The organism is Mycobacterium sp. 852002-53434_SCH5985345, assembly GCF_001667155.1.
Classification (GTDB): Bacteria; Actinomycetota; Actinomycetes; order Mycobacteriales; family Mycobacteriaceae; genus Mycobacterium.
Map to the genome: position 1 here is coordinate 149,621 of NZ_LZIE01000058.1, position 24,908 is coordinate 174,528.

Consider the following 24,908-nt stretch of genomic DNA (forward strand, 5'->3'; position numbering starts at 1 on the left):
GACTTGTCACTTGTTCGACGGCCTTGAAGCCAGGTTGATTCGATGCGGTCTGCACCCATGGCGGTACCCGCCGCGGTTTCAATCGGTGCGGTCGGGCCAGCCCTCCGGAAGCTGGTCGGGGGCTACATCGATCACCGATTCGTCGTCGGCCCCGACACGCTCGAACAGTGTGATGTAGGCGAATTCGTGCACGGTATAGATCGGGTAGGTCGGCCCCTCGTCGCGGTAGGCGCGCATCTCCTCGAGGTGATCGTTCTGGAAGCACACCGTGCGGTCGCCGTGCTGGCGGATCCACTGGGGAAAGAAGATCACCCCGTGGATTCGCCGCTTGCCGGGCATGACGTTGACCGCCACCGACGTGCCCGTGGGCTCGGTCCACGAGATCTTGTAACTGTCGTCGTCAAGCGCCACCAGGTCGACCTCTTGGCCCTTGACCCACCGCCCACCGACATGGCCGGAATGGATTCGATAGTCGATGGTCCGGTCGTTCTTGACATACATCTCGTAACGCCAGCCGTTGGCGTAGGTGTAGATGAACCGGCATCCAACGATCCCCGATAAGTCCTGCGGCGGAATGGGATTGTCGACGGTGGTCATGTTGAGATTCCGTTCAGCGTTCGGTTGGTTGATCGGGTCGCCAGTGCCCACGATTGCGCGGAAGCGCCAGTGCGGTCAGGGCGGGGACGGCCCGAAATTCTGAATGCCTCCCGATTCGGTCGGTGGTAAGTACCATACGGCGAAGGTACGTGTGAGGGGCGTCGCGGAATGCACTGGATCGGCGTGTGGTGGCGTCAGCCCGACCACTACGAGTGGTTCTCTGATTACCTAGGCGCACGCGGATTGAAGCCGTTCGTCCGCTACCTGATGGTCGCCATTCTGTCTATCCTGGCCGCGGCGACGTTGCTGATGCTGAACAGCCCTTCGGGTATGCGGACGCCCACGCGGCGCGTCATCGCCGCGGCGTTCGTCGCCTGTTTGGTGGCAATGGCGCTGGTGTGGGCACGGCGCTGGCCCGGGCGCGTTCAATCACAGGTGTTTTCGATCGTGGGCACACTCGGTATCGGCGCGGCGTGCGTGCTCGAGGGCGACCCGCGCAGCGGGCTGCTGGGCTGCGCGGCATTCGGTGGCCTCGCGGGCTACGTCGCTTTTTGTCACTCGGCCCGCCTCCTGGTTTTCACACTCGGCACCGCTTTGGGTACGGCGGCGGTGTGCGCCGCGCGGATCGCCTGGTCCGGTGACGCATCAATGGCGGCGGCCAACTTTCTGTTGCTCAGCGCGGGAATCCTGGCGGTGCCCTTCTGCGGACAGGTGCTCGTGCATTGGTTGTCGGTGGACGCCCTGAAGTCCTCGACCGATCCGCTCACCGGCTTGCGCAACCGCAGGGGCTTTTATCGAGCGGCGTCGAGAGTCTCAGCCGCCGACCGCCGCTCGCCGTGCCTGAGTGTCTTGATGGTCGATCTCGACAACTTCAAGCGGGTGAATGACACCTACGGTCACGCGACCGGGGACCGCATCTTGGTAGCCGTGGCCGACAATTTGCGGCGCATCGCCGATGAAGCAACGCTGATCGCCCGGGTAGGCGGAGAAGAATTTTTGGTCGCCCAGACGATCGAAACCGAACAAGCGCTTCGGGTGGCGGAGGCCATCCGCCAGGCCATCGCCGCCACCCCCTGGGGCGTGACAGCCAGCGTGGGCGTTAGCGGCTTCCGGCTGCCGGCCAACGGCGAAACTGTCGATCGGCCGATTATCGAACGCCTGGTACACGCGGCAGACCTCGCGATGTACGACGCGAAACGTGCTGGCGGGAACCGGGTTCGGCATGCCGACGTTCCCGTACCGCCGGTGCGCTGAGGGCCCCGCTGATTCGCCGTCCGCGCGGAACGCACGCCGTTTACCGCGCCCCGGCCAGGCCCGCGATGGTGTTGACCCGCCGGACGGCCGTGGCGATCTCGTCGGCGAACTCCCGCCGCCGCCGCGCGATATCCAAGTCCTCGAAGCCGTCCACCAGCTCGCGGTGTCGGGCCAACCGCAACGCGGTCTTGAACAGCTCCATCGACCTCGACTCGGCGCTGGCCATTCTGCGCTGCAGCTCCCACTGCTTGCCGACCTCGAGGCACTCGGCGAGAAAGGCGTTCTCGTCGAAGGATTCGTCCTCGTAGGCGGCCAACCGGTCGGCGACGATGTGGTAGGCGTCCAGGAACGGGCGCAACACCAGGTGCGCCAAGAGCAGGTCGGCCTTTTCCAGTAGCCCGCGCACATCGGCCGCGCTGGCGGCCTTGCTCGTGTCTTCCACCCGCCCGAGCAGTCGCACTTCGTCGGCGAGCTCCTTTTCGAATTGCGCGCGCGCGGAGAAGAGGAACTCGAATTTCAGCAACTCGCGCAGGGCCAGCGCCTCGTCTCGTACGCGCGTCGGCTGCACCAGCCCGTCGACCGAACCCTCGGCGTCTTCGATGGCCGCCAGCAACGCCGTCTCGGCGATCGCGCGATCGACCACGATGTGGATGGCCGCGTTGCGGTAGAACGCGGCGACCAGGTGCTGCTCCGCGCCGATGCCCCAAACCGGTTCGGTGCCGGCGTCATACACGCTGACCACCCCCGAGGCGACGAGCTGGTGCAGCGTCCAGCGGATGGTCGAGCGATTCGTCAGATCGGCGGCGCCCGCCACGCACCAATTCCGGGCCGCGATGTAGCTCGCCAGCGGCCGCACGGTGGCCAGCACCTCGCTGATGGACAACGAGCGGTCGGCGCCCAGCAGCGCGAGGCTCACCACCGCGGTGGGGGTGACCGGGGTGGCGCGGTTGATCCGGTGCTCGACATCCAGCGCGATGCGTTCGATCTCGGTGCCCGTTCCGGACTCCTCGGCGCGCAGCTCCTCGAGACGCTTGCGCAGCGGCAGCGGTTCGCCGAAGTCCAGGTACGCGCGGCCGAGCCGCTCACCCTGCTGCCGCGCGAGCCGGATCAGGAATCGGAAGTCCTCGGGCCGCTTCGCGGCTCCGTACGCCTCGGTGGTCATCGCCTCGACCTCGTGCAGCTGGTCGTACACGATCGAGGTAGGTACCAAATACACCTCGGGGCCGTCGATTTCGTCGACGGCGTCGCTGATGTAGCGCAGGATCCCGTACACCGGGGGACGCAGCTTGCCGGTGCGGGTGCGGCCGCCTTCTATCGACCAGGTGAGGTTGGCGTGGTTCTGCACCAGCTGGGCCGCGTAGGCGCGTAACACGAACCGGTACACGGGAATGTCTTTGGTCTGGCGCCGGATGAAGATCGTGCCGGTGCGCTTGGCCCAGGCGCCCATCGGGAAGAAGTTCAGGTTCGCCCCGCCAAAAGTGAGCGCTGGAGAGAGCCGGTTGGCCTGAATCACCTCCGGCAGCAGCAGGCCGTCCAGATAGGAGCGATGCGAAAAGGCAAACGCCAGAGTGGCTTTGCGATCCAACTTGCGCAGCTGCGCGATCTGGTCCTCGTCGACCAGGACGTCGTAGGCCCGCATCAGCCAGTTGCTGAAGCTGCGCCACGCCTTCACCGCGCGCTCGTCCAGCGAGGGCGCCATCTCGCGCAGGTAGCCCGCGGCCTCGGCGCGCACGCCGTCGTGGTCGCGCCCGAGCTCCTCGGCCAGCCCACTCAGCCGCTCGTCATACCACGGGGCGGCGAGCAGTTGGACGACCTCCACCGGGTCGGTCGTCAACGGTGTCGTCGACTCCTCGACAATGCCGGTGCGCTGCAGCAGCTTCCGCACACCGACCCGGCCGAATTCGCGAGCGGTCGCGCCCGGTCCCCCGCTCATGCCGGCTGCACCGTCGCGGCGGACGACGGCTCGTGCACGCCCGGGTGCAGTTCGGGCGCGTAGAGTTCCTCGATCTCGCTCGCGTACTTCGTCATGATCGGCTTGCGCTTGAGTTTCATGGTCAGCGTGATCTCGTCTCCCCCAGGCTCCCAGAGCTCGGGCAGTATCCGGAAACGTTTGATCTGCTCCACCCGGGACAGTTTGGCGTTGCCCTCGGCCACCCCCGCGGCGATCCGGGAGATGACTTCAGGATGGTTCGCCAGGGCCGCGGGCGACGCGTCGGCCAGGCCGTGCTGGGCCGCGTACGGCCCGACCGATTCGGCGTCGAAGACCATCAGCGCGGCGTTGTACGGCCGCCCATCACCGATCGTGATCATCACGCCGACCATCGGACACGCGGCCAGCATGGTGTTCTCAATGTTGGCCGGCGACATGTTCTTTCCGGCCGCATTGATGATCAACTCCTTCTTGCGGTCGATGATCCTCAGGTAGCCGTCGTCGTCGACGTCGATGATGTCACCGGTGTGCAGCCAGCCGTCGGCGTCGATGGCCTCCGCCGTCTTGGCGGGCTCCTTGCGGTAGCCCCTCATCACCAGCGGACCGCGCACCAGGAACTCACCGTCGTCGGCGATCTTTCCCTCCAGACCCGGAAGCAGCTTGCCGACCGTGCCCAGGCGCGCATCGCTAGGGTGGCTGATAGTGGCGACGCAACTCAGCTCCGACATCCCCCAGCCCTCCGCGATGGGGATGCCGATACCGAGGAAGAACGCCAGCGTCTCCTTCGGGATGGGCGCCGCACCCGACACCGCCCAGCGGAGGTCCCCGAAGCCAAGCCGCTCGCGCAGCTTCGACAGCACCAACTCGTCGGCCTGGGCCCATTCGGCGGCCAGCTCGTCCGGCATCGGCTCGCCGGCCACCAGGACGGCGGCGCGCTTGTCGGCCACCGACATCGCCCACTGCAAGGCCTGACGCTTGACCTCGTCGGTCTCGCTGCTGACGGCGAATTCGATTCCGGCCTTGAGCTTTTCCCACACCCGCGGCACCCCGCCCCACACCGTGGGGCGCACGTCGGGTAGCGCGGCGGCGATGGCCCGGACATCGGAGACAGCCGTGACCTGGGCGCCGAAAACCTCCAGGGCGTACAGACCCATCACCCGGTCGGCGATGTGGGCAGTCGGCAGATACGACGTGACCCGCTCGCCGAACTGGAACGGCAGCACGGCGTTGAGGGCGTACGCCTCGAACAGCAGATGGGCATGGGTCATCTCCACACCCTTGGGATTTCCGGTGGTCCCGGACGTGTAGATGAGCGTGACGACGTCGTCGGGTCGCACCGCCCGCCAGGCCGCCTCGAAGTCGAAATCCTGTTGCGCGGCGGCGTATAGGTCGTCCACCGAAATGGTGCCGGGCGGCGAACCGTCGATGCAGACGATGTGCTCGATCGGCGCGCCGCTGGCGCGGATGCGGTCCACGTATTGCTCCTCGCAGATCGCCACCTTTGTGCCGGCGTTGTCGAACAGGTAGGTCAGCTGCTCGGCGGGCAGCGTGTTGTACACCGAAAACGAAGTGGCGCCGAGGTGTTGGGCGCCGATCTCGAAGGGGTAGAACTCGACGCGGTTGGCCATCATCAGTGACACCGTGTCGCCCCGCGCGACCCCCAGGCCGGCCAGGCCGGCGGTGACTTTGCGCACCTGCGCGGCGAGCTCGCGCCACGTCATGGTCTGGGTGTCGCCGGGCGTGCGGAGCGCGACGGCGTCCGGATCGATCGACGCGTTGCGCTGGAATGCCTCGCATAGGGTGCCCGGGCGCTCGGCTGTCGTCATGTGTGTCCTCTCAGCTCTGCCTTCGTGAGCGTACGTCCGTGATCGGGGACGCGGAATGGATCACGCTGGATCCGGGCGCCAGAGCTGCAGCGTGCTTGATATGCCGGCGGGCAACTCCAGCAGTTCGATGGGGGTGCCGTCGGGGTCGTAGATGAAGAACATCCGCACCCCGCCGATGTCGACGGGCGGCTCGGCGCGCACGTCGGGATGTTCGCGCCGAACGGCGTCGAAGGCGGCGTCGAGGTCGTCGACCCGGAACGAGATGTTGGTGTAGCCCAGGTGCGGTCCGCTCGGGCAGTCGGGGACGGCGCCCAGCGACAGCAGCTCGACCATGGCGGCACCGATCAGCCCGCCGACCATGCGCCCGCGTTGCGCGGCCCCGCCGGTCACCGAGTCCAGCCCCGCGCCGTCGAGTTCGACGTCGAATACGACGTCCATGCCCAGCACGGCGGTGTAGAACGCGAGCGACACCTCGATGTCGGAGACGCCGATGCAGACATGGGAGAAATTGCGCACGGCGATGGGCTGGTTCATGGAGCTCCTTTGCTCAGGCGGGCAACGCGGTATGAATTCCACAGGTACATGCGTCAATTGAGGGACACGTGCAGCGCATGCCCCATTCGATGACCGCCCGGGCCTGGGCCAACGACTCCATTTGGGCATCGATTTCGGCGAGCTTGGCCTCGGCCAGGGCGCGGCTGGCCGGCCGCCCCGGTGCGTCGTCGGCGAACAACAGCTGGATCTCCTCCAGCGCGAAGCCGGCCGATTTGCAGAGCCGGATCACCTCGAGCCGGGCCAGCACCGAATCGTCGTAGCGGCGCTGCCCGCCCAGCCGCCCGGGCGGCGGCACCAAGCCGATCTGTTCGTAATACCGCAGCGTCGTCGCCGCGACCCCGGCCTGACGCGCCACCTCGCCGATCGTCAGCCGTGGACTCATCGGCCCTCCTTCGACGCTTGACTTAGAGCCAACTCTAAGTCGTTGACTGGTGTCATGCACACACATTCACTCGACGGACTGGGCGCGGCTCGCTACGCGCTGCTCCGATCGTTCCGCCGCGACGGATCGCCGGTCGACACACCGATCTGGTTCGGGCTGGACGGCGACGCGCTGGTGTTCCGCACCAAGGTGGGGCCCAAGACCAGGCGGCTGACCACGCGCCGCGACGTCGAACTCACCGCCTGCGACCATCGCGGCCGGGTCCGTCCGGGCGCGAAGCCGGTGGCGGGCCGCGCCACCATCCTGTCCGGCGACGACGCCGAGCGGGCCAACCGCGTCCTGAACAAACGGTATGGCTGGCAGTGGAACATCGTGCCGCTGATCAAGGTCCCGGGCGTCACCAACGTTCACCAAGACCTGTGCGTGCGCGAGAAGCTGAGCCGCGCGCGCGACCGCGGCGTGTGGCCCGACAGTGTCATCGTCCGGGTGGACGTACCATGACGCATGACCCCGTCCGCTCCCCCAGCCTGCGCCAATGTTGCTCCGCCGCAACCGGATTGGTTTGGGGCGCGGTGCGTCCCAGACGGCCCGACCACACGTTCCTGCGCAGCATCGCCGACGCCGGACTGCCCGGCCCCCGGCGCACCGTCACGGTGACTGCGCTGCCCCAGGTGCCGCGCTCGGTGCCGACCGCGGCGATCGTCGAGGGCACGTTCACCCCGCGGCGCGTCGGGAACTCGATGACCTCGTTCATCGTCAGCCATCCGGACGCCACCTTCATCGTCGACCCGGCCGTGTGCCGCGACGTCGAGCGGCGGGCGATCGCCCAGCTACCCGCGGTGCTGCGGGTCGCGGTCCGCCCGCCCGCCGACACCGTTCCCACGGTCACGGCCCTGCACCGGCTGCCGGAGCCGCCGGCGTTGGATTTCGCCTTGCCGACCCACGCGCACTGGGATCACGTTTCGGGCCTGCTGGATATGCCGGATCTCCCCGTTCACCTACACCGCACCGAGCGGGACTGGATCGGGTCCGGCCCCGTCGCGCCGGTCGGCGGTGTCCGCGATTCGCTGCGCGGACGGCCCGTGGTCGACTACGAGCTGGACGGCCCACCGGTACTGACCTTCGCCCGAAGCCGCGACCTGTTCGGGGACCGGTCCGTCCTCCTGGTCGACCTGCCCGGCCACACCCCGGGCAGCGTCGGGGTGCTCGCCCACACCGGGCGCGGCTGGATCCTGATCGCCGGCGACGCGGCCTGGCACTGGCTGCAGATCGAGAAGGTTCGCCAAAAGTCAAGCTATCCCGGCGTTTTGGTCGACGAGGATCGCGACGAAGCCTTCCGGACGCTGCAGCGGCTGCACCTGGCGCGCCACGCGGTGACGATCATTCCCACCCACGACCATCAGGCGGCGCTGGGGTTGACCGCGTAGCTGCCGCCGAGTGTGCGGCTGGCCGCACAGTGGCACGCGAGAGTGCGGCTGGCCGCACATTCGGCCGCGAGGGTGCGGCCCGCCGGGACAGCTAGCCCGCGAGTGTGAAGCCAGTTTCACGCTCGGCCGCGGGTGTGAAACTAACTTCACGCTCGACTACGGCGAAGGGGGCGGAACTGGCCTCGGCGGCCGCCGGCCTAGCTGCCCAGGCACCCCGGGCCGAGCAACTCCTTGAGGTCCCCCATCAGTGCGGGCGACGGCGTGACCCGCAGCGAGGCGTCCAGCTCGAGGGTGGTGATCCGGTCACCACTGATGAGCCGCAGATGCACCTGGGAGGTGCCGGGGTGGCGCGCCAGCACCTGCTTGAGCGCGCTGACCTTGTCGATGGTGCACTGCCGGGTGGGCAGGCTGACAGCGATCGGCCGGTTCGGCTGGGCGTTGGAAAAGTCCGGCACCACAAGCTCGTTGGCGATCAGGCTGATCCGGTCGTCGCGGATGGCCACCTTGGCGTTGATCAGCACCACCGCGTCGTCGGCGATGTCGGCGCCATAGGCGGAGTACGCGTGCGGGAAGAACATCACCTCGATGCCGCCGGTAAGGTCCTCGAGTTGGGCTGAGGCCCAAGGCATTCCGTTTTTGTTGACCCGCCGGTTGACCGACGCCAGGATCCCGCCCACCCGCACCTGGCTCTCGTTGGGGACGTCGCCGTCGAGGATGGCCGGGATCTGGGTGTCCACCTGGGCGGCGAGCAGGTGTGCCACGCCGTTGAGCGGGTGGCCCGACACGTACAGGCCGAGCATCTCCCGCTCCAGGGCCAGCTTGTGTTTGTCCTCCCACTCGTCTTCGGGCACCTTGATGGTGAAAACAGAATCGGTGACGCTGCCGTCACCGCCGCCGCCGAACAGGTCGAATTGGCCCATCGCCTCGGCCTTTTTGGTGCCCAGCACCGAATCGACCGCGTCGGTGTGCACCAGGAAGAGCCCCTTGCGGGCATGGCTGAGCGAGTCGAACGCGCCCGCCTTGATCAGCGACTCGGTGACCTTCTTGTTGCAGGCCGAGACGTCGATCTTGTTCAGGTAGTCGGAGAAGTCGGTGAACTTGCCCTTCTCGTTGCGGGTCTTGATCAGCGAACCGACCACGTTCGCGCCGACGTTGCGCACCGCGCCCAGCCCGAAGCGGATGTCCTGGCCGACCGACGCGAAGTTCACCAGGGACTCGTTGACGTCCGGCGGCAGGACGGTGATGCCGAGCTTGCGGCAATCGGCCAGGTAGACCGCGGCCTTGTCCTTGTCGTCGCCCACCGAGGTCAGCAGGCCGGCCATGTATTCGGCCGGATAGTTGGCCTTCAAGTAGGCGGTCCAGTACGACACCAGGCCGTAACCGGCGGCGTGCGACTTGTTGAACGCATAGCCCGCGAACGGAAGGATGGTGTCCCACAACGCCTTCACCGCTTTTTCGGAGAAGCCGTTGGCGGTCATGCCCTCGTAGAAGCCCTTGTACTCGGCCTCGAGCACCTCGAGCTTTTTCTTGCCCATCGCCTTGCGCAGCGCGTCGGCCTTGCCCATCGTGTAGGAGGCGACCTTCTGGGCGATGAACATGATCTGCTCTTGGTAGACGATCAGACCGTAAGTCTCCGAGAGGATTTCGCGCAGCGGCTCCTCGAGCTCCGGGTGAATCGGCCTGATCGCCTGCCGGTTGTTCTTGCGGTCGGCGTAGTCGTTGTGGGCGTTCATGCCCATCGGGCCGGGGCGGTACAGGGCCAGCACGGCGACGATGTCGTTGAACTCGGTTGGTTGCATGCGGCGCAGCAGATCGCGCATCGGGCCGCCGTCGAGCTGGAACACCCCCAGGGTGTCGCCGCGGCCCAGCAGTTCATAGGTGGGCTTGTCGTCGAGCGGCACCGATTCCAGGTCGAGGTCGATTCCCCTGTTGGCCTTGATGTTTTCCAGCGCGTCGCCGATGATCGTCAGGTTCCGCAGGCCCAGGAAGTCCATCTTCAGCAGGCCGATGGCCTCACACGACGGGTAGTCCCAGCCGGTGATGATGGCGCCGTCCTGCGGCCGCTTCCACAGCGGGATGGCCTCGGTGAGCGGCTCGCTGCTCATGATCACGGCGCAGGCGTGCACGCCGGCGTTGCGGATCAGCCCTTCCAGCCCGCGCGCGGTCTGGTAAATGGTGCGGACGTCGGGGTCGGTCTCGATCAGGCCGCGCACCTCGGCGGCCTCCTTGTACCGCTCGTGCGCCGGATCCGTGATGCCCGACAGCGAGATGTCCTTCGCCATGATCGGCGGCGGCAACGCCTTGGTGATCCGGTCGGCGATGGCGAAGCCGGGCTGGCCGTAGTGGATCCGCGCCGAATCCTTCAGCGCCGCTTTGGTCTTAATGGTGCCGAAGGTGATGACCTGAGCGACGCGGTCCTGGCCCCACTTGTCGGCGGCGTAGCGCACCATCTCGCCGCGACGACGGTCGTCGAAGTCGATGTCGATGTCGGGTGCCGACGGACGCTCTGGGTTGAGGAACCGCTCGAACAGCAGGCCGTGTGGGATCGGGTCGATGTTGGTGATGCCCAGCGCGTAGGCCACCAGCGAGCCCGCCGCCGAACCGCGCCCGGGCCCCACCCGGATGTCGACCGACCGCGCGTAGTTGATCAGGTCGGCGACGATCAGAAAGTACGACGGGAAGCCCTTGTCGCAGATGACCTTGATCTCGTACTCGGCCCGGTCGATGTAGTCCTGGCCGACATTGGATCCGAAACGTCTCCGCAGTCCCGCCATCACCTCGTGGTGCAGCCAGGTCGCCTGGTCGTGCCCCTCGGGCACCGGGAAGATCGGCATCCGGTCGCGCGGCGCCCACACGTCGTCGTAGGGCTGCACCCGCTCGGCGATCAACAGCGTCGAGTCGCACGCGCCCGGAATCTGGTCGTCCCAGAGCTGGCGCATCTCGGCGGCCGACTTCAGGTAGTAGCCGTCGCCGTCGAATTTGAACCGGTTCGGATCCGAAAGGGTCTTGCCGGTCTGCACGCACAACAAGGCCTCGTGGTTGTGGGCGGCGTCGCGGGTGACGTAGTGACAGTCGTTGGTGGCCAGCGGCGGGATGCCGAGCTTGCGGCCGATCTCGAGCAAGCCCTCGCGGACCCGCTGCTCGATGGACAGCCCGTGGTCCATCAGCTCGAGGAAGTAGTTGTCGGCGCCGAAGATCTCGCGCCACTTGGCGGCCGACTCCAGCGCCTCGCGGTCCTGCCCCAGCCGCAGGCGGGTCTGCACCTCCCCCGACGGGCAGCCGGTGGTGGCGATGATGCCCTCGGCGTGTTCGGCGATGATCTCGGCGTCCATGCGCGACCACTTGCCGAGCTGGCCCTCGAACGACGCCAGTGAGGACAGCTTGAACAGGTTGCGCAGCCCGGTGGCGTTCTCGGCCACCATCGTCAGGTGCGTGTAGGAACCACTGCCCGACACGTCGTCGGACTTCTGGCCGGGGTCACCCCACAGGATGCGCCGGGTATCGAAGCGCGAGCCCGGTGCGATATAGGCCTCGACCCCGATGATCGGCTTGATCCCCGCCTTGGTCGCCGCGTTATAGAACTCACTGGCGCCGAACATGTTTCCGTGGTCGGTCATCCCCACCGCGGGCATCTGCAACCGCTCCACCTCGGCCAGCATCGGCGAGATCTTCGCGGCCCCATCCAGCATCGAGTACTCGGTGTGGTTATGCAGGTGCACGAAGGAGGAGTGGTTCATAGAGACGCCAGTCTATGACTGCGCACCGACGGGTTTCGGGCGTGTCGCGTAAGTGTGTCTCGCGTTTCTTGGACCCGATTATCCGTACAACTCGACGAAGTTCTTCAACGACTTCTGCACGTCGCCTTTGACGGCGCGGGCCGCCGCCGAACCCACTGGGCCGAACAACGCACGCCCGCCCAGCTCAAGGCGCACGCCGAGCGTCGATCCATCTTCGGCGGCCTGCACGGTGAGCGTGACGGCGTACTTGGCGCCGCCCTTGCCGGACCCCGATAGCGCCACCTCGTGCGGCGGATCCCAGGTGGTCACCGTCCACGTCACCCGGTTGCGGAAGCCCTTCGCCCGGGCCACGCCCACGACTTGGACGCCCTCGCCGAGCTCCTCGGGCAGATCACTGCGCCACCCCTCATGCATCACCAGCCAGTCGCCCAGGTCCGACAGGTCGGAGACGCGGTCCCACATCTCCTGCGGGGTCATCGGCACGTCGGCGGTCAGGTCGACAGCGGCCACACGATCCTCCTTGCTCCCCCGCCGAACGCCACGCTGGCGTGACGCTCGGCGCTCAATGCCACGCTGGCGTGACAATCGGCGAAACTAGCGGTTGGGTCCCCCGCGGAAGCGGTTGCCGATGCGGATCCCGGGCAGCAGCAGGCTGCGCGGCACGAACCGGCCGCCGGTGCTGACGACCTTGGGCACGACGCCCGGCACCACCGTGCGCCGGCCGGACAGCATCCCGCCGATCGCCGCCTCGGCGACGTCGCGGGGCGAGACCTGCGCGATGGGGATGCTGAACCGCTCGGCGTTGGCGATCTCGGCCCACTCGGTCGGGACCGGTCCAGGGCACAGGCAGGTGACCGACACCCCGGTCCCGTGCAGCTCCTCGTGCACGGCTTCGGAGAAGGTCTGCACGAAGGCCTTGGTGGCCGAGTAGACCGCCATGTAGGGCACCGGCTGAAAACCGGCGATCGACGCGATGTTCATCACCGCGCCGGCGCCGCGCTCGACCATGCCGGGCAGCGCGGCGTGGGTGAGTTCCATCAACGCCAGCGCGTTGAGGGTGACCTCCTCGCTTTCGCGATCGAGCGGCAGCTCGTGAAAGACCCCGCTGGTGCCGAACCCGGCGCTGTTGCACAGGCCGGCGATCGGCTCGGCGCGCAGCCGGTCCGCCAGCTTCGCGCGGCCCTTGGAATCGCCGAGATCCAACGGCAGCACCTCGACGGCCACCGAGTATTCCTGGCCCACCTCGTTGGCGAGCTCGTCGAGGCGTTCCCGGCGCCGCGCGACCAGGAGCAGCGGGAAGCCGCGACGGGCCAGCCCGCGGGCCAGTTCGGCGCCGATGCCGGAGGAGGCGCCGGTGATCACGACGGTGGTCTCGATGTCAGGTTTCGGAAGGCTCATGATGTCACCAATGTATCCCGCGAGTCGCCCGCACAAACGTCTCGCTGCGTTTGTCGAATTGCGGTGAATCGCTTGGCGATTCGTCGCCCTTGGCGGCGTGGGAGTCGCCGAACATGGCGAACGCGCGGTTGCGCACCCGGTCCATCACCGCCGGGTTCACCGCGTCGGCGACGGCCGCGAATTGTCCGAACGGCGAGCTGGCCCGGCGGGGCCGGTGCACGATGGCGTCCGCGATCACCCCGGCCGCCTGATCCGGCGTCAGCGCCGGGAACTTGTCGTAGAGCGTGGTCGGACTGATCATCGGGGTGCGCACCAGGGCCATGTGGACGGTGGTGAACTTCACGCCGTCATTCACGGTCTCGGCCTGCAGGGAGTCGCACAGGCTGTCCAGCGCGGACTTGCTGGCGATGTAGGCGCCGAAGCGCGGCGCGCGGGTCTGCACGCCGACCGAGGAGACGTTGATGATGTGCCCGAACCCCCGCTCCCGCATCCCGGGGATGAATTTGAGGATCAGCTGGACCGCGCCCAGGTAGTTCAGTTGCATGGTGCGCTGATAGTCGTGGATGCGGTCGTAGGACAGCTCCAGCGATCGCCGGATCGACCGCCCCGCGTTGTTGATCAGGATGTCGACGCCCCCGAGGTCGGAGAGCACCTGATCGGCCATCTCGGCGATCGCGTCCATGTCGGTCAGATCGCACGGGTAGACGTGGGCGGTGCCACCGTCGCCTTCGATTTCGGAGGCGACCTTCTCCAGGTTCTCGCGGGTGCGCGCGACCAGCACCACCACGCCACCGGCTTCCGCGATCCGCTTCGCGGCGGCCTCGCCGATGCCCGACGATCCCCCGGTGATCAGGACGGTCTTGCCCTTGACGGCTTCGTCGAGCGTGCGGCCCTGTACCGCGTCGAGCAGATTCCTCAGATAGAAGGGGCGGTAACGGCCCGCGGAGTTCGGGGTGTTGACGATGTGGGACACCGCCGCGATCGGCTTCTCCACCAAGTTCGCGAGCGGCTTTTCGACGAGATTCGTTAAGTCACCCAGATTCATCGGCTTTGGCTCCTGATGATGTCGGCCCCCCGACCGCAGCTGGCCTGCCCGATGACCATGTGCTCCTTGCGGGGCGGTGTGAACGATGTGACGTGAGTCATTAAGCCAACCTAGGACATCAGGCCGGTGGCTCGATGCACATTGCTGGCATGTAACGCTTGCCGAGCGTCTCACGCCGCGGCCGACACGACCGTCAAGAGTGGGCAATCCGCTTGTTACGCAAAGATATCCGTGCGTGATCGCGAACTAACTGGCGGGCAACGCCGAAATGTTCCAATCGGACTTATGAAAATTCTGGCACGCTTCCGCAAACCACAGCCGGTCGCGGTCTACGACCGGATCGGCGGGCACGAGGCGATCGAGGTCGTGGTCGAGGACTTCTACGTCCGTGTGCTTGCCGATGACCAGCTTTCCGGCTTCTTCACCGGAACCAACATGAACCGCCTCAAGGGCAAGCAGGTCGAGTTCTTCGCCGCGGCCCTCGGCGGGCCCGAGCCCTATACCGGGGCCCCGATGAAGCAGGTGCACCAGGGTCGCGGCATCACGATGCACCACTTCAACCTGGTGGCCGGGCACCTGTCCGACGCGTTGGCCGCGGCCGGGGTGTCAGCCCAGACGGTCACCGAGATCATCGGCGCCATCGCGCCCCTGGCTCCCGAGATCGCGACGGGCGACGCCAACAAGGCCACGGTCTGACGGTTCCGCCAAGGTCGTCCCGGCGTGTCGTGCCCGGGGCGCGGCCGGCAGGCGGTAGTCAGCACGTATGCGACTGCTCGCCGTCATCGTTGCGGCCCTGATGCTGGGCGCCTGCGGTGCGAAATCGACCCCGCCGCCGGACGGCACCACCACGGGAACGACCACCACCACCGCCCCACCGACCGCGGCGGCGCTCGACTGTGCCAAACCGGCCAACGCGGCCCAGCAGCAGGTGTGCGCCGATCCGCAGCTGACCGACCTCGACCACCATCTGCAGGCCGCCTACCAACAGGCGCTTGCCCGGGCCGGCGCGGACCAGGGCGCGCTGACGTCCGCGCAGAACGGCTGGGCGACCACACGCGACGGTTGCGCACAGAACCCCGAAGCGCGCACCTGCCTGGTCGAGGCGTATCAGACGCGGCTGGTCCAGTTGGCCATCGCCGACCCCGGCACCCTGAGCCCGCCCGTCGTCACCTACCAGTGCCCGGCCGACGCGGGGCCGTTGACCGCGCAGTTCTACAACGATTTCGACCCGCCCGCGGCGGTGCTCAGCTGGAAGGGCAACCAGCAGATCCTGTTTCAAGAACCGTCCGGCAGCGGGGCCCGATACGGCCGCCAGGGCTCCGAATACTGGGAGCACCAGGGCGAGGTCAAGCTCGACCTCAACGGCACAAAATTCGTCTGCCGCGCGCCGTGATCGCTGCCTAGCATGCTCGACATGGGACGCACTTTCGACGACCTCGTGGCGGACGCGGACGCGGCCCCCGTCGACGGCTGGGACTTCTCCTGGCTGGACGGGCGCGCCACCGAAGAACGCCCGTCGTGGGGCTACCAGCGCCAAATGAGCCAACGGCTGGGGAGCGTGTCGGCGGCGTGCGACATCGACACCGGCGGCGGCGAAGTGCTCGCCGGCGCCGAGCGGTTTCCGCCCGCGATGGCCGCGACGGAATCGTGGCCGCCCAACGCGGACCTGGCCACCCAACGCCTGCATCCGCGCGGCGTGGTGGTCGTGGTGACCGGCGACCAGCCGCGGTTGCCGTTCGCCGACGCGGCCTTCGACCTGGTGACCAGCCGCCACCCCATCGCGGTGCGATGGCCGGAGATCGCCCGGGTGCTGCGGCCTGGCGGCACCTACTTCGCCCAGCAGATCGGGCCGGCGACCATGGCCGAACTCGTCGAATACTTCATCGGGCCGCAGCCGGAGAAATGGGCCGAGCTACACCCCGACGTCCAGAGCGCCGAGGCCCGGGCCGCCGGGATGGACGTCGTCGATATGCGGATGGAACGGATGCGGGCCGAGTTCTTCGACATCGGCGCCGTTATCTACTTCCTGCGCAAGGTGATCTGGACGGTGCCGGACTTCACGGTCGGCGCGTACCGGGAGCGGCTGCGGGAACTGCACGAGCGCATCGAGGCCGACGGCCCCTTCGTCGCGCACTCCACGCGGCTGCTGGTCGAGGCGCGCAAGCCCCGGTGATCAGTCCTCGGCGCGCAGCACGTCCAGCGCATGCTGCAGATCGGCCGGGTAGGGGCTGACGATCTCCATCCGCCTGCCGTCGGCCGGATGGGCGAACGACAGCGACCGGGCGTGCAGCCATTGCCTTTGCAGCCCAAGCCTTTTCGCGAGTTTGGGATCAGCCCCGTAGACGAGATCACCGCAGCAGGGGTGGTGCAGCGCGGAGAAGTGCACCCGGATCTGGTGCGTGCGGCCGGTTTCCAGGTGCACGTCGAGCAGGCTGGCGGCGTGGAAGGCTTCGATGGTGTCGTAATGGGTGAGGCTGTGCCGGCCATCCTTGGTGACGGCGAACTTCCACTCGCCGCCGCGGTGCCGCCCGATCGGTGCGTCGATCGTCCCGCTCGACGGGTCCGGATGCCCCTGCACCAGCGCGTGATAACGCTTGTCGACCGTGCGCTGCTTGAACGCCCGCTTGAGCACGGTGTAGGCGCGCTCCGATAGCGCCACCACCATCACCCCGGAGGTTCCGACGTCGAGGCGATGCACGATGCCCTGCCGCTCCGGCACGCCCGAGGTGGTGATCCGGTAGCCGGCGGCGGCCAGCCCGCCGAGCACCGTGGGCCCCGTCCACCCCACCGACGCATGCGCGGCCACCGACGCCGGTTTGTCGACCGCGACGATGTCGTCGTCGGAATACAGGATCGTCATGCCCTCGATGTCGACGGGCGTGTTCTCCACCGGCGCGGGGGCCTCGGGCAGGCGCACCTGCAGCCACGCGCCGCCGGTCAGCCGGTCGGATTTGCCGGCCTGCACACCGTCCAGTTCCACCCCGCCGTCTTCGGCCAGGGCGGCCGCGGCGCTGCGGGACAGCCCCAGCAGGCGCGCCAGGCCCGCATCCACCCGCATGCCCGCCAGCCCCTCGGGCACGGGCATGGAGCGGTCACTCATCGGCGCTGGTCGGCCTGCGCCTGCCCACGGTGTCGAAGTCGTAGCCGAAGATCGACAGCACCACCAGCAGGATGGCGCCGCCCACCACCGAGGGGTCGGCGACATTGAACACCGGCCACCAGCCGACCGACAGGAAGTCCACGACATGGCCGCGCAACGGCCCGGGCGCCCGGAAGAAGCGATCCACCAGGTTGCCCATGGCGCCGCCCAGGATCATCCCCAGCCCGACCGCCCACCACGGCGACACCAGCCGGCGTCCCATCCAGAAGATCCCGACCACCACTCCGGTGGCGATCAGCGTCAACACCCAGGTGTAACCCGTCGCCATCGAGAACGCGGCCCCGGAATTGCGCACCAACGTCCAGGTCACCGTGTCGCCGATGATCGGCACCGGCTGGCCGGGGGGCAGCAGTTTGACGGCGAGCACCTTGGTCACGATGTCCAGGGCCAGGACGATCGCCGCGACCGACAGCAGCAGGCGCAGCCGCCTCGGCGGCCGCCTCGGGTCGGTCGCGGCGGCGTCCTCGGCCTCGTCGGTCGAGGTCACGGGCTCAGTGGATCCGGTGGGTTCCTCGGGCACTCTCACATCATCCCCCAAATGCGGACGCGGTCTGACCGATGTTCGCGGTCGGCGTGCGCGATGATCTCATCATGGGCCGGCTCACCGTCATCGCCACCGGGGGCACGATATCGACCGGCACCGGTGCGGACGGCGTGCACCGGCCCTCGTACGGCGCGGCCGACCTGGCGGCCGGCCTCGACGTCGACGTCGTGGACGTGCTGGCGTTGGACAGCTCCCAGCTGGTGCCGGCCGATTGGGACGGGATCCGAGGCGCCGTGCGGGCGGCGATCGACGGCGGCGCCGACGGTGTGGTGGTCACGCACGGCACCGACACCATGGAGGAGAGCGCGCTGTGGCTCGAGCTCACCCACGCGGGTGACGTCCCGGTGGTCCTCACCGGGGCGATGCGCAGCGCCGACGCGCCCGACGCCGACGGCCCGGCCAACCTGCGCGCCGCTCTGGCCGTGGCGGGCCACCCCGCCGCCCGCGGCCTGGGCGTCCTGCTGTGTTTCGCCGGCCGGGTGCTGCAGCCGTTGGGTCTGACCAAGGTCGCGACGAACGACCTGAGCGGCTTCGCCGGTGAGCTGATCGGCACGGTGAACGGCGGCGGCGTCACCCTGACCGGCACCAAGACGCGGCCCCAGCTCGGCGGGCTCAGCGCGGCGGACGCACCTCGGGTCGACATCGTCGCCGCCTACCTGGGCAGCGACGGGGTGGCCCTGGACGCGTGCGTGGCCGCCGGGGCGCGGGGCCTGGTGCTCGAGGCGCTGGGTTCGGGCAACGCCGGCGACGCGGTGGTCGAGGCGGTGGCCCGCCATTGCCGGGCCGGGGTCGCCGTGGCGGTGTCCACCCGCGTCCCGGGCGGCCGAGTCGGCGCCAGCTACGGGCCCGGGCACGCGATGGTGGCCGCCGGCGCGGTGATGGTGCCCCGGCTGCGACCGCCGCAGGCCCGGGTGCTGGTGATGGCCGCGCTGGCCGCGAAGCTACCGGTCGGCGACGTCATCGCCCGCTGGGGCTGACGCCGCATTCGCTTCCAGGGCCTGCAGCGCCCCCAGGTAGTCCGGCCAGTCCAGGGAATCGACCGGGTTGGCCTTGCTCAGCTCGGCGGTGTCGGCGGGGAACGTCCGCGCCGGGCCCGGCCCCGAGGCGCGGGTTTCGAACCGCGCGGTGACCACGCCGTGGCCCGCCCCCTGCACCCAGCCGTGCCCGAGTTCGCGGTGCGACACGTCGTCGCCGACCCGCCACTGCGAGCCCGCTTCGGCCACCGGGGCGAACATGGCCTCGGCCGCGGTCTCTACGGGTTGCCCCTCCGAGGTCTCCCCCGCCAGGTCCAGGTCGGGGAACAGCGACTCCTGGCGCACGTCGCTCAATCCCGAAAAGCCCACGCCCAGTAGGCGAATCGGCCCGATTTCACGGGGGTCGAGCAGCAGCCGCCGGGCCACCGCGACCAGCGCGCCGGGCTCGGTCGTCGCGTAGGGCAACGTCGCCGAGCGGGTCAGCGTGCTCATGTCGGATTTCTTCAACTTCACCGTGACGGTGCGGGCGCCGCGCCCGTCGCGCAGCAGCCGCTGGTGCGCGTGCTCGGCGATCGGGTCGATCGCCTCACGCAGCTGCTCGAGGCTGGTCAGGTCGACGGCGAAGGTGGACTCGGAGCTGATCTGCTTGGCTTCGGCGCGCTCGGCGACGGGGCGGTCGTCGATGCCGAGCGCCAGGCGGTGCAGTGCCGGCCCGATCGTCGCGCCCAGGATGTTGGCGGCCTCGGCGTCGGTCAGCGCGGCCAGCTGGCCGATGGTGTCGATGCCGAGTCGATTCAGCTTCTCCTCGGCGACCGGACCGATGCCCCACAACCGCCGCACCGGCAACCCGCCGAGCAGCGACCGCTCCTCGGCGCGGCGGACCACCCGAATGCCGTCGGGCTTCGCCAGGCCCGACGCGATCTTGGCGATCTGCTTGCCCGAGCCCGCGCCGACCGAAGCGATCAGGCCGGTCTCGTCGCGGACCCGTCGGCGCAGGTCCTCGCAGAACGCCTCGACGTCCTCGGCGGACGCGCCCGCGAGGTGCGGCGGTTCCCCGAAGCCCTCGTCGAACGACAGCTGCTCGACGACCGGCACCACGCTGCGCACAGTGTCGAAGACCCGCCGGCTGGCCACCCCGTACACCACGCCGCGCGGCGGCAGCACCACCGCGGTCACGCCGATCAGGCGGCGGGCCTGATGCATCGGCATGGCAGAGCGGGCGCCATACACGCGGGCTTCGTAGCTGGCCCCGGCCACCACGCCCCGTCCGCCCAGGCCGCCCACCAGCACCGGCCGTCCGCGCAGGGTCGGCCGGGTGAGTTGTTCGACCGAGGCGAAGAACGCATCCATGTCCAGGTGCAGCACCCAACGGGACTCCACACTTCGAAATGCTATTGGTCTAGCGTCGTTGGGTATGGAGGCTGACGGCACCGACGCACCGCGGTCTCGGTGGGAGCGCCTGCGCCATCAATGGGACCAGCGGCTGCAGCCCGGCGAGCAGGCCACGGTGCTGGCCTGGACGTCGTTCACCCTCACGTTCGCCGGACTGCGGGCGCTCACGCATTGGATCCGCGCCGGCCATGGGCCGTCGGGTGGTGGTATGTCGATGGGCGGCAGACACTTTCACCACTACAACATCGGTATCGGGATGCTGGCGACGGTGGGTGGCGTGGGCCTGCGCGGAACCGACAGGCAACGCCGGCATCCGGCGGCGGCCGTCGCCTACGGCGCCGCGAACGCGATGATCGTCGACGAACTTGCCCTGCTCTTGGACCTCAAGGACGTGTATTGGGCGCGCGATGGCCGCCAAAGCGTCGACGTCGCGGTCGGACTCATCGCCACCGGCGCGACCGTGGTGGCGGGCATGCCGTTCTGGCCGCACGCCCACCGCGCGCTGCGCTCGCGTGCGCAATAGGCCGAGACCGGACCTGGTTGTCCGGCCTCGCCCTGCGCACCCGCTGTCTCAGGGATGCTGCAGCGGCTGCAGGCGGATCGGTTGCGGCTGAATCGGCTGCGGGTGAATCGGCTGCGGGTGTACCGGCTGCGGCGGGTGGCAGGCGAAACACTGGATCGGCCCGTGGCCGCTGCCACCGCTCGGCGCGGGCTGGCCGCCGCCCTGCTGGCTGCCACCTTGCTGGGGCGGCACCGGTACCGGAACGGGCACGGGCACGATCACCGGCGGGACGTTGACCGTCACATTGGGCGGGGGCGGCGGGGGACCCGGGTCCGCCGGTGCGGGGGGTCCGGCCGGGGCCGCCGCGGGCGGCGGTGCGGGCACGATCACGACGGGTGCATCCCCGCGGCTGACGGGTCCGGGCGAGACCTGAGCGGCGTCAGCAGGGGCGGGCGCCGACGGCGGGGCCGGCGCCACCGGCGGCGGCGCAACCGCGCTGGGAGCCTGCGGCTGCACCGAGCCGACGCTGGCATTCGGCGCCACGACGGTGGGCTTCAGCTCCTTGGAGCCCGACCCGTCGATGAGCAGCAGGCCGAGCCCGGCGACCGCTCCGAGCGCCGCGACCACGGCCCCGGCGACCAGGGCATTCGTTCCCCACGAGCGCGGCTTCGCGATCACGGTCGTGGCCGGAGAATCCTCAGACTCGACGGGTTGGGCCGAGGAACCGTCCTCGATCGTGGGGTCGCCCAGCGGGCTCGACGCCCACGCCTCGGCGACGGTCAGATCCTCGTGCGGGAGGGCGGCGAATGTCGTCGACGGGAAGTCCTCGATGGTGCTCATGGGTGTTCCTTAACTGTGGTCGCGACCCCCAGTGGGCCGCCGTCACAGGTATGAGCAGCCGGCCCGCACGGCTTGGACACTTTTTTCGGAACTTTTTCCAAACCCCCGACCGGGGTTCTGTGCCGCTAGACCTTGGCGATGCTCACCCGCACGCCGTCGCCGATGTCGGCGCCGTCGGCCGGTTCGCCGAATTCGAAGCTGGTGGCCAGGATCTCACCGGCGATCAGGTCGCGGTGCGAGCGCGCCCAGTCCGCCCGCTCAGCCGGCACCGACATCACCACGGAGATCCGGTCGGACACGTCCAGGCCGGTCGACTTGCGCAGGTCCTGCAGCTCGCGGATGCGGTCCTTGGCCCAACCCTCGGCCTCCAGCTCCGGGGTGACCGTGCCGTCCAGCACCACCAGCCCCGCCCCGTCGGGCAGCGCCGCGGTGAACTCCGGGTCTGCGGCGACCAGCCGGGAGCTGTACTCCTCGGGTTGCAGCACCGCGGGGCCCGCCGTCAGCGTGCCGTCGGGGTTGACGACGCCCTCCCCCGCCTTCACCGCCTTGATGGCGGCCTGCACATCCTTGCCCAGCCGCGGCCCGGCCACCCGGGCGTTGACGGTGAGCTCGAACCGCCCGTAGGTGTCGATGGCGTCGGTCAACTCGACGCTCTTGACGTTGAGCTCGTCGGCGATCAGGTCGGCGAACGGGGCCAGCCGCTGCGGATCATCCACCGCCACAGTCAGTTTCGGCAACGGCAGGCGCACCCGCAGCTTCTTCGCCTTACGCAGGGACGACGCCGCCGAGCACACCTCGCGCACCTGATCCATCGCGGCCACCAGGTCGGGGTCCGCGGGCACCACACCTTCTTCCGGCCAGTCGGTCAGGTGCACCGAGCGCCCGCCGGTGAGACCGCGCCAGATGATCTCGGTGACCGACGGAAGCAGCGGCGCGGCCAGCCTGGTCGTCACCTCGAGCACCGTGTGCAGGGTATCGATGGCGTCGGCGTCTTCCTCCCAGAACCGCGAACGTGACCGCCGCACATACCAATTCGTCAACGCCTCGGTGAATTGACGCAGCTGCTCGCAGGCCCGGGAGATGTCGCACGTATCCATTTCCCGGGTGAGGTCGTCGCGCAGTTCGGCGAGCTTGGCCAGGATGTAGCGGTCCAGGACCTGCCGCGAATCGGCGCGCCAGGTGCCGACTTTGGGCGCATAGAGGGCCAGGAAGCTGTAGGCGTTCCACAACGGCAACAGGACCTGGCGCACACCCTCGCGAATGCCCTGCTCCGTGACGATCAGGTTGCCGCCGCGCAGGATCGGCGAGGCCATCAGGAACCACCGCATGGCGTCGGAGCCGTCGCGGTCGAACACCTCGGACACGTCCGGGTAGTTGCGCAGCGACTTGCTCATCTTCTGCCCGTCGGAGCCCAGCACAATCCCATGCGCGACACAGGTTTTGAATGATGGCCGGTCGAAGAGCGCGGTGGCCAGCACGTGCAGCGTGTAAAACCAGCCGCGGGTCTGGCCGATGTATTCGACGATGAAGTCGCCCGGGTAGTGGGTGTCGAACCAGTCGCGGTTCTCGAACGGGTAGTGCACCTGGGCATACGGCATGGACCCCGAGTCGAACCACACGTCGAGCACGTCGGGGATGCGCCGCATGGTGCTGCGGCCGGTCGGGTCGTCGGGATTGGGGCGAGTCAGCTCGTCGATGTAGGGCCGGTGCAGGTTGGTGGGCCGCACCCCGAAGTCGCGTTCCAGCTCGTCGAGGCTGCCGTAGACGTCGATGCGGGGGTATGCCGGGTCGTCGGATTTCCACACCGGAATGGGGCTGCCCCAGTATCGATTTCGGGAGATCGACCAGTCGCGAGCGCCCTGCAGCCACTTGCCGAACTGGCCGTCCTTGACGTGTTCGGGGTACCAGGTGATCTGCTGGTTGAGTTCGACCATCCGGTCGCGGAAGGCGGTGACGGTGACGAACCAGGACGAGACGGCCCGGTAGATCAGCGGATTGCGGCACCTCCAGCAGTGCGGGTAGGGGTGCTCGTAGGTTTCGTGGCGCAGCAGCACCGCGCCGTTGGCCGCCGCCGGGCCGGTGCCGTTCTTCAGGTCGCGGATGATGTGCGGGTTGGCGTCAAAGACGTGCTGACCCTGGTAATCCGGGACGGTGGCGTCGAAACGGCCCTTGGAGTCGACCGGGGTGACGGGCACGATGCCGACCTTGTCGGTGGTCGCCATGTCGTCCTCGCCGTAGGCCGGGGCCATGTGCACGATGCCGGTGCCGTCCTCGGTAGTGACGAACTCCCCGGGCAGCACCTGAAAAGCCTTGGGGCTGTCCATGAAATACGGGAACGGCGGCAGGTATCGCGTGCCGAGCAGCTCGGCCCCGGAGCGGGTGCTCAGGATCTCGGGTTCTTCGCCGAGCTCGCGGGCGTAGGCGGCCAGCCTCGGCTCGGCCAGCACGAAACGCTGATCGCCGGACCGGACCTCGACGTAGCTGACCTCGGGGTTGACCGCGACCGCCAGGTTCGACGGCAGGGTCCACGGCGTCGTCGTCCACACCAGCAGGTGCGCGCCGTCCAGCGTGCCGCCGACCACCTTGAAACCCACGGTGAGCGCCGGGTCTTGGCGGCTCTGGTAGACGTCGTCGTCCATGCGCAATTCGTGGTTGGACAGCGGGGTTTCGTCGCGCCAGCAGTAGGGCAGGACGCGGTAGCCCTCGTAGGCCAGGCCCTTGTCCCAGAGTTGCTTGAACGCCCAGATCACCGACTCCATGTAGGACAGGTCGAGCGTCTTGTAGTCGTTGTCGAAGTCCACCCAGCGGGCCTGGCGGGTGACATAGGCCTGCCACTCGTCGGTGTAGCGCAACACCGATTCCCGGCACGCGTCGTTGAACGCGGCGATCCCCATGTCGTCGATCTGCGATTTGTCGTTGATGCCGAGCTGGCGCTCGACTTCGAGCTCGGCGGGCAACCCGTGGGTGTCCCAGCCGAAGCGACGCTCCACCTTGTAGCCGCGCATGGTGCGGTACCGCGGGACGATGTCCTTCACGTAGCCGGTGAGCAGGTGCCCATAGTGCGGCAGCCCGTTGGCGAAGGGCGGGCCGTCGTAGAACACGTATTCCCGGGCGCCCTCGCGGCGGGCGATGCTGGCCCGGAAGGTGTCGTCGCGGGCCCAGTAGTCGAGGACCTCGAGTTCGAGGGCCGGGAAGTCGGGCGCGCCGCCGACCAGTTTCGGATAGGCCTTGACGTCAGGGTCACTTGAAGTCACTTTGTGCGTCGTCTCCTGTGCCTCAGTGCCGTTGGGCACTGGTAGCGCCTGTTGGGGACGACGACGCGCTGCCTGCGCGAGCGCCGCGGTA

At 68.5% G+C, this 24,908-nt stretch carries 22 protein-coding genes; 8 read left to right on the forward strand and 14 right to left on the reverse strand.

Annotation, left to right across the window (positions count from 1 at the left end; all coding sequences use genetic code 11):
• Nucleotides 1-78: 78 nt before the first annotated feature.
• Nucleotides 79-597, reverse strand: coding sequence for a phenolic acid decarboxylase (locus A5756_RS14240; RefSeq protein WP_066953343.1), 519 nt, complete (start codon nucleotides 595-597; stop codon nucleotides 79-81).
• Between the two features lie 168 nt (nucleotides 598-765).
• Between A5756_RS14240 and A5756_RS14245 the strand changes: the two genes are divergently transcribed.
• Nucleotides 766-1,851: a diguanylate cyclase gene (locus tag A5756_RS14245; protein WP_066953281.1), complete on the forward strand. Its 1,086-nt coding sequence runs from the start codon at nucleotides 766-768 to the stop codon at nucleotides 1,849-1,851.
• A 40-nt stretch (nucleotides 1,852-1,891) separates the two neighbouring features.
• On the opposite strand, the gene A5756_RS14250 is transcribed toward A5756_RS14245, so the two are convergent.
• Genes A5756_RS14250 through A5756_RS14265 form a run of 4 tightly spaced genes read right to left on the reverse strand, consistent with a single transcriptional unit; the run spans nucleotide 1,892 to nucleotide 6,544 of the window.
• The gene (locus A5756_RS14250; protein WP_066953283.1) at nucleotides 1,892-3,784 is read right to left on the reverse strand and encodes a lysophospholipid acyltransferase; all 1,893 of its coding nucleotides are present in this window, start codon (nucleotides 3,782-3,784) and stop codon (nucleotides 1,892-1,894) included.
• The gene (gene fadD11 / locus A5756_RS14255; protein WP_066953285.1) at nucleotides 3,781-5,607 is read right to left on the reverse strand and encodes a fatty acid--CoA ligase FadD11; all 1,827 of its coding nucleotides are present in this window, start codon (nucleotides 5,605-5,607) and stop codon (nucleotides 3,781-3,783) included. The genes A5756_RS14250 and fadD11 overlap by 4 nt, the downstream gene beginning before the upstream one ends.
• A gap of 60 nt (nucleotides 5,608-5,667) precedes the next feature.
• Nucleotides 5,668-6,141 carry a VOC family protein gene (locus tag A5756_RS14260; RefSeq protein WP_066953287.1) on the reverse strand — a complete coding sequence of 158 codons (474 nt, stop codon included), beginning with the start codon at nucleotides 6,139-6,141 and terminating at the stop codon, nucleotides 5,668-5,670.
• Between the two features lie 13 nt (nucleotides 6,142-6,154).
• Nucleotides 6,155-6,544 (reverse strand): helix-turn-helix domain-containing protein, encoded by a 390-nt coding sequence (locus A5756_RS14265; RefSeq protein WP_066953289.1) that lies wholly within the window; start codon nucleotides 6,542-6,544, stop codon nucleotides 6,155-6,157.
• 54 nt (nucleotides 6,545-6,598) lie between these two features.
• Between A5756_RS14265 and A5756_RS14270 the strand changes: the two genes are divergently transcribed.
• Together A5756_RS14270 and A5756_RS14275 are read left to right on the forward strand one after the other, a co-directional pair.
• Entirely contained in the window at nucleotides 6,599-7,045 is a 447-nt protein-coding gene (locus A5756_RS14270) for a PPOX class F420-dependent oxidoreductase (protein ID WP_066953292.1), read from the forward strand.
• Nucleotides 7,046-7,116: 71 nt separating this feature from the next.
• Nucleotides 7,117-7,971, forward strand: a complete 855-nt coding sequence (locus A5756_RS14275; protein ID WP_232001802.1) for an MBL fold metallo-hydrolase — start codon at nucleotides 7,117-7,119, stop codon at nucleotides 7,969-7,971.
• Nucleotides 7,972-8,168: 197 nt separating this feature from the next.
• On the opposite strand, the gene dnaE is transcribed toward A5756_RS14275, so the two are convergent.
• From dnaE to A5756_RS14295, 4 genes are all read right to left on the reverse strand, one after another.
• A complete protein-coding gene (gene dnaE, locus A5756_RS14280; protein ID WP_066953296.1) occupies nucleotides 8,169-11,708 on the reverse strand; it encodes a DNA polymerase III subunit alpha in 3,540 nt (1,179 codons plus the stop codon).
• Between the two features lie 78 nt (nucleotides 11,709-11,786).
• Nucleotides 11,787-12,218 (reverse strand): SRPBCC family protein, encoded by a 432-nt coding sequence (locus A5756_RS14285; RefSeq protein ID WP_066953298.1) that lies wholly within the window; start codon nucleotides 12,216-12,218, stop codon nucleotides 11,787-11,789.
• Nucleotides 12,219-12,302: 84 nt separating this feature from the next.
• Nucleotides 12,303-13,106, reverse strand: coding sequence for an SDR family oxidoreductase (locus tag A5756_RS14290; protein ID WP_066953300.1), 804 nt, complete (start codon nucleotides 13,104-13,106; stop codon nucleotides 12,303-12,305).
• A 4-nt stretch (nucleotides 13,107-13,110) separates the two neighbouring features.
• The gene (locus tag A5756_RS14295) at nucleotides 13,111-14,151 is read right to left on the reverse strand and encodes an SDR family NAD(P)-dependent oxidoreductase (protein WP_066953302.1); all 1,041 of its coding nucleotides are present in this window, start codon (nucleotides 14,149-14,151) and stop codon (nucleotides 13,111-13,113) included.
• Nucleotides 14,152-14,436: 285 nt separating this feature from the next.
• Between A5756_RS14295 and A5756_RS14300 the strand changes: the two genes are divergently transcribed.
• The 3 genes from A5756_RS14300 to A5756_RS14310 all read left to right on the forward strand — a co-directional run bounded on the left by A5756_RS14300 (nucleotide 14,437) and on the right by A5756_RS14310 (nucleotide 16,324).
• A complete protein-coding gene (locus A5756_RS14300) occupies nucleotides 14,437-14,847 on the forward strand; it encodes a group 1 truncated hemoglobin (protein ID WP_066953304.1) in 411 nt (136 codons plus the stop codon).
• Between the two features lie 67 nt (nucleotides 14,848-14,914).
• On the forward strand, nucleotides 14,915-15,544 hold the full coding sequence (locus A5756_RS14305; RefSeq protein ID WP_066953306.1) for a lysozyme inhibitor LprI family protein: 630 nt from the start codon (nucleotides 14,915-14,917) through the stop codon (nucleotides 15,542-15,544).
• A gap of 21 nt (nucleotides 15,545-15,565) precedes the next feature.
• Nucleotides 15,566-16,324, forward strand: a complete 759-nt coding sequence (locus A5756_RS14310) for a class I SAM-dependent methyltransferase (protein WP_066953348.1) — start codon at nucleotides 15,566-15,568, stop codon at nucleotides 16,322-16,324.
• Here the strand turns inward: A5756_RS14310 and A5756_RS14315 are convergent, their stop codons facing one another.
• Together A5756_RS14315 and lspA are read right to left on the reverse strand one after the other, a co-directional pair.
• Nucleotides 16,325-17,251, reverse strand: coding sequence for an RluA family pseudouridine synthase (locus A5756_RS14315; RefSeq protein WP_066953308.1), 927 nt, complete (start codon nucleotides 17,249-17,251; stop codon nucleotides 16,325-16,327).
• Nucleotides 17,244-17,831 carry a signal peptidase II gene (lspA, locus tag A5756_RS14320; RefSeq protein WP_082948108.1) on the reverse strand — a complete coding sequence of 196 codons (588 nt, stop codon included), beginning with the start codon at nucleotides 17,829-17,831 and terminating at the stop codon, nucleotides 17,244-17,246. Before lspA ends, A5756_RS14315 begins: the two co-directional genes overlap by 8 nt.
• A gap of 71 nt (nucleotides 17,832-17,902) precedes the next feature.
• On the opposite strand from lspA, the gene A5756_RS14325 reads away from it, so the two are divergent.
• Entirely contained in the window at nucleotides 17,903-18,832 is a 930-nt protein-coding gene (locus A5756_RS14325) for an asparaginase (protein WP_066953350.1), read from the forward strand.
• Here A5756_RS14325 and A5756_RS14330 read toward each other — a convergent pair.
• Nucleotides 18,797-20,194 carry a DNA polymerase IV gene (locus tag A5756_RS14330; protein WP_197505406.1) on the reverse strand — a complete coding sequence of 466 codons (1,398 nt, stop codon included), beginning with the start codon at nucleotides 20,192-20,194 and terminating at the stop codon, nucleotides 18,797-18,799. The genes A5756_RS14325 and A5756_RS14330 overlap by 36 nt on opposite strands.
• A 49-nt stretch (nucleotides 20,195-20,243) precedes the next feature.
• On the opposite strand from A5756_RS14330, the gene A5756_RS14335 reads away from it, so the two are divergent.
• Nucleotides 20,244-20,744 carry a hypothetical protein gene (locus A5756_RS14335; protein WP_066953312.1) on the forward strand — a complete coding sequence of 167 codons (501 nt, stop codon included), beginning with the start codon at nucleotides 20,244-20,246 and terminating at the stop codon, nucleotides 20,742-20,744.
• Nucleotides 20,745-20,792: 48 nt separating this feature from the next.
• On the opposite strand, the gene A5756_RS14340 is transcribed toward A5756_RS14335, so the two are convergent.
• Nucleotides 20,793-21,563 carry a hypothetical protein gene (locus tag A5756_RS14340; protein WP_066953314.1) on the reverse strand — a complete coding sequence of 257 codons (771 nt, stop codon included), beginning with the start codon at nucleotides 21,561-21,563 and terminating at the stop codon, nucleotides 20,793-20,795.
• Nucleotides 21,564-21,688: 125 nt separating this feature from the next.
• The gene (gene ileS / locus A5756_RS14345; RefSeq protein ID WP_066953352.1) at nucleotides 21,689-24,817 is read right to left on the reverse strand and encodes an isoleucine--tRNA ligase; all 3,129 of its coding nucleotides are present in this window, start codon (nucleotides 24,815-24,817) and stop codon (nucleotides 21,689-21,691) included.
• Nucleotides 24,818-24,908 lie beyond the last annotated feature (91 nt).